Annotated in this window: 5 protein-coding genes and 1 pseudogene; 5 read left to right on the forward strand and 1 reads right to left on the reverse strand. The window is 71.1% G+C overall.

Translation table 11 applies throughout. The features are described from left to right. Window positions 1-704: bifunctional hydroxymethylpyrimidine kinase/phosphomethylpyrimidine kinase (gene thiD / locus C665_RS19020; RefSeq protein WP_004327483.1), on the reverse strand; the 704-nt coding region annotated here is incomplete at its 3' end. A 151-nt stretch (window positions 705-855) separates the two neighbouring features. Here thiD and C665_RS19025 point away from each other — a divergent pair. From C665_RS19025 to C665_RS19045, 5 genes and pseudogenes are all read left to right on the forward strand, one after another. Further along, the gene (locus C665_RS19025) at window positions 856-1,008 is read left to right on the forward strand and encodes a rubredoxin (protein ID WP_004327485.1); all 153 of its coding nucleotides are present in this window, start codon (window positions 856-858) and stop codon (window positions 1,006-1,008) included. A gap of 40 nt (window positions 1,009-1,048) precedes the next feature. Continuing rightward, complete coding sequence (locus C665_RS19030; RefSeq protein WP_004327486.1) at window positions 1,049-1,450, forward strand: response regulator; 402 nt, start codon at window positions 1,049-1,051, stop codon at window positions 1,448-1,450. A 19-nt stretch (window positions 1,451-1,469) separates the two neighbouring features. Continuing rightward, entirely contained in the window at window positions 1,470-1,835 is a 366-nt protein-coding gene (locus C665_RS19035) for a response regulator (RefSeq protein ID WP_004327488.1), read from the forward strand. A gap of 5 nt (window positions 1,836-1,840) precedes the next feature. Beyond that, on the forward strand, window positions 1,841-2,347 hold the full coding sequence (locus C665_RS19040) for a chemotaxis protein CheW (RefSeq protein WP_004327492.1): 507 nt from the start codon (window positions 1,841-1,843) through the stop codon (window positions 2,345-2,347). 49 nt (window positions 2,348-2,396) lie between these two features. Then, window positions 2,397-2,758: pseudogene (locus C665_RS19045) on the forward strand (methyl-accepting chemotaxis protein); the annotation flags it as partial.

Consider the following 2,758-nt stretch of genomic DNA (forward strand, 5'->3'; position numbering starts at 1 on the left):
ATCGCTGCCACCGCGGCGGCGGCGAGGGTGGTGCCGGCACCCAGGCAGGGCGCGGCCGGGCGCGGGCCGGCGTCGGTGCGCACGATGCCCTCGCTGCCGAAGAGGGTGTCGACGAGCTGCGGGCCGTGGTCGCCGCCGCCGGTGAGCAGCACGTATTCGGTACCGTTGCCGAGCAGGCGCTCGAGCGCCTCGTCGAGCTCGGCGCCACCCGTCTCGCCCTGGCCTCCCCCGCCACCGTCGTCCTCGTCGGACTCGGCCGCCTCGTCCCCGGCCAGGCCGGTCAGGCGCAGCAGCTCGTGGCGGTCGGCCACCAACAGCGTGGTCTGCGGCAGGATCAGGTCGGCGAGCGCCGCGGCGATCTCCTCGCCCGCCTCGCCGAGCAGCGCCGCGGCGTGCAGGCCGGGTTCGACCACCAGGGGAACGTCGGGATAGTCGGCGAGGATCTCCGCGATCACCGCGACGTTCTCGACGCTGCCGCAGAAGCCGAGCTTGAACGCCGCCACCGGCACGTCCTCGAGCACCGCGCGCGCCTGCATGGCGATCAGCTCGGGCGCGACCGGCCACAGCTCGTCGATGCCGCGGGTGTCGCGCACCAGCGCCGCGGTCTGCACCGGCAGCGGGTGGCAGCCCATGCTCGCCAGGGTCAGGATGTCGGCCGCGAGTCCTCCGCCGGCCGTGGCGTCACCCGCCGACAGGCACAGCACGCAGGGGGGAGTTTCCGGAATGGCGAGCGGCATGGGAGGTGGAAATGCAGCGCGGATGGGGTGCGCGCGGATGCGTTAAGATAGGCGGTCGATTCTACCCCCAACCCTCGAGTCACGCTGGAACATGGCCGATACCCCCTGGAAGACCTACATGTGCCTGATCTGCGGCTTCATCTACGACGAAGCGTCGGGCCTGCCCGACGAGGGCATCGCGCCGGGCACGCGCTGGGAGGACGTTCCGCCGAACTGGACCTGTCCCGAGTGCAACGCGCGCAAGGGAGACTTCGAGATGGTCGAGATCTAGGCCCGGACGCCACCGCCCGACAACCCACCAGGAATACAGCATGGACCTTGCCGGCCTGAAGGTGATGGTCATTGACGACAGCAACACGATCCGCCGCAGCGCCGAGATCTTCCTCGCCCAGGCGGGCTGCGAGGTCGTCCTCGCCGAGGACGGTTTCGATGCACTCGCGAAGATCGCCGACCACCACCCCGACGTCATCTTCGTGGACATCATGATGCCGCGCCTCGATGGCTACCAGACCTGTGCGCTGATCAAGAAGAACCCCCGCCTGTCGCCCACGCCGGTGATCATGCTGTCCTCGCGCGACGGCCTCTTCGACCGCGCGCGCGGACGCATGGCGGGCTCCGACGAATACCTCACCAAACCCTTCACCAAGGACAGCCTGTTGCGGGCGGTCGCCAGCCACGCACGGCGCGGCGGCGATGCGGCGCGCGCAGGCTGAGCCACGCCGGAGACGACCGATGCCGATCCGCAAGATTCTCGTGGTCGACGACTCTCCCGTCGAACGCCTCGCCCTCCAGGAGGTGCTGGGCCGCAACGGCTACCAGGTGCTGACCGCCGAGAACGGCGAGCAGGCCATCGCACGCAGCCGCAGCGACCACCCCGACCTCATCCTGATGGACGTGGTGATGCCGGGCATGAACGGCTACCAGGCCACACGCACGATCTCGCGCGATGACGATACTCGCGACATCCCGATCATCATGTGCACCAGCAAGGGCCAGGAGACCGACAAGATCTGGGGCATGCGCCAGGGCGCGCTCGACTACCTGGTCAAGCCGGTCGACCACGACGAACTGCTCGCCCGCATCCGGGCGATGGGCTGAGCTCGATGGCCCGCAGCAGCCTGCGCGAATTCCAGGAACGCCTCGCCCGTCGCCTCGCCGAGGCCGCCGGCGCCGAGCGCCGCGGCCTGCTCGGCTTCCAGTGCGGCAGCGACAACTGGTTGATCGAGCTCGCCGAGGCCGGCGAGATCCTGCCCCCGCCGCCCTTGTCCGCGGTGCCGCTCACCCGCCCCTGGTTCCGCGGCCTCGCCAACGTGCGCGGCAGCCTGTACGGCGTGGTCGACTTCGCCGCCTTCAACGGCCAGCCGCCGATCAGCGCCGGCGGGCGGGCGCGCCTGCTGCTGATCGGTGCGCGCCACGGCATCCACAGCGCGCTGCTGGTGTCGTCCTCGAGCGGCCTGCGCAGCCACGAGGACTTCGAGCCCGCCCCGGGCGGCGATGCCCCGCCCTGGGTGGCACGCCGCCTGCGCGACATGCAGGGCCGCGCGTGGCTGCAGCTCGACCCCGCCCGCCTGCTCGCCCAACCCGCCTTCCTCGACGCCGGGCTGGAATGACGTACGCATCCACCCCGCAAGAACCCGACCGAAAAATCGAGCATCGACCATGGCATTGAACCCGTTCGGCAAGAAAGCCCCGGCCCCCGGCGCCGGCACCGAGGCCCAGACGATCATCGAGACCTCCGCGCCGGAGCAGACGGTCGCCAACAAGACTCCGTCTCCCCCCGCTCGATCCGGCGGCCGCCTCGGCATGCTCGGCGGACTCTTCGTCGCCTGCACGGCGATCAGCGCCGGACTGCTCGCATACCAGGCGCGGGATGCGAGCCTGTCCGCGCTCCAGCTCGGCGCGGCGAGCGAACTGCAGGTGCTGCCCGGACAGATGGCCAGGGCGGCCCGCCTCGCCCGCCTCGGCGAGCCCGGCGCGGTCGCCGATCTCGAGCAGACCCGGGCACGCTTCGCCGGCTTGCT

Origin of the sequence: Thauera aminoaromatica S2, from assembly GCF_000310185.1 — a bacterium.
GTDB classification, from domain to species: domain Bacteria; phylum Pseudomonadota; class Gammaproteobacteria; order Burkholderiales; family Rhodocyclaceae; genus Thauera; species Thauera aminoaromatica.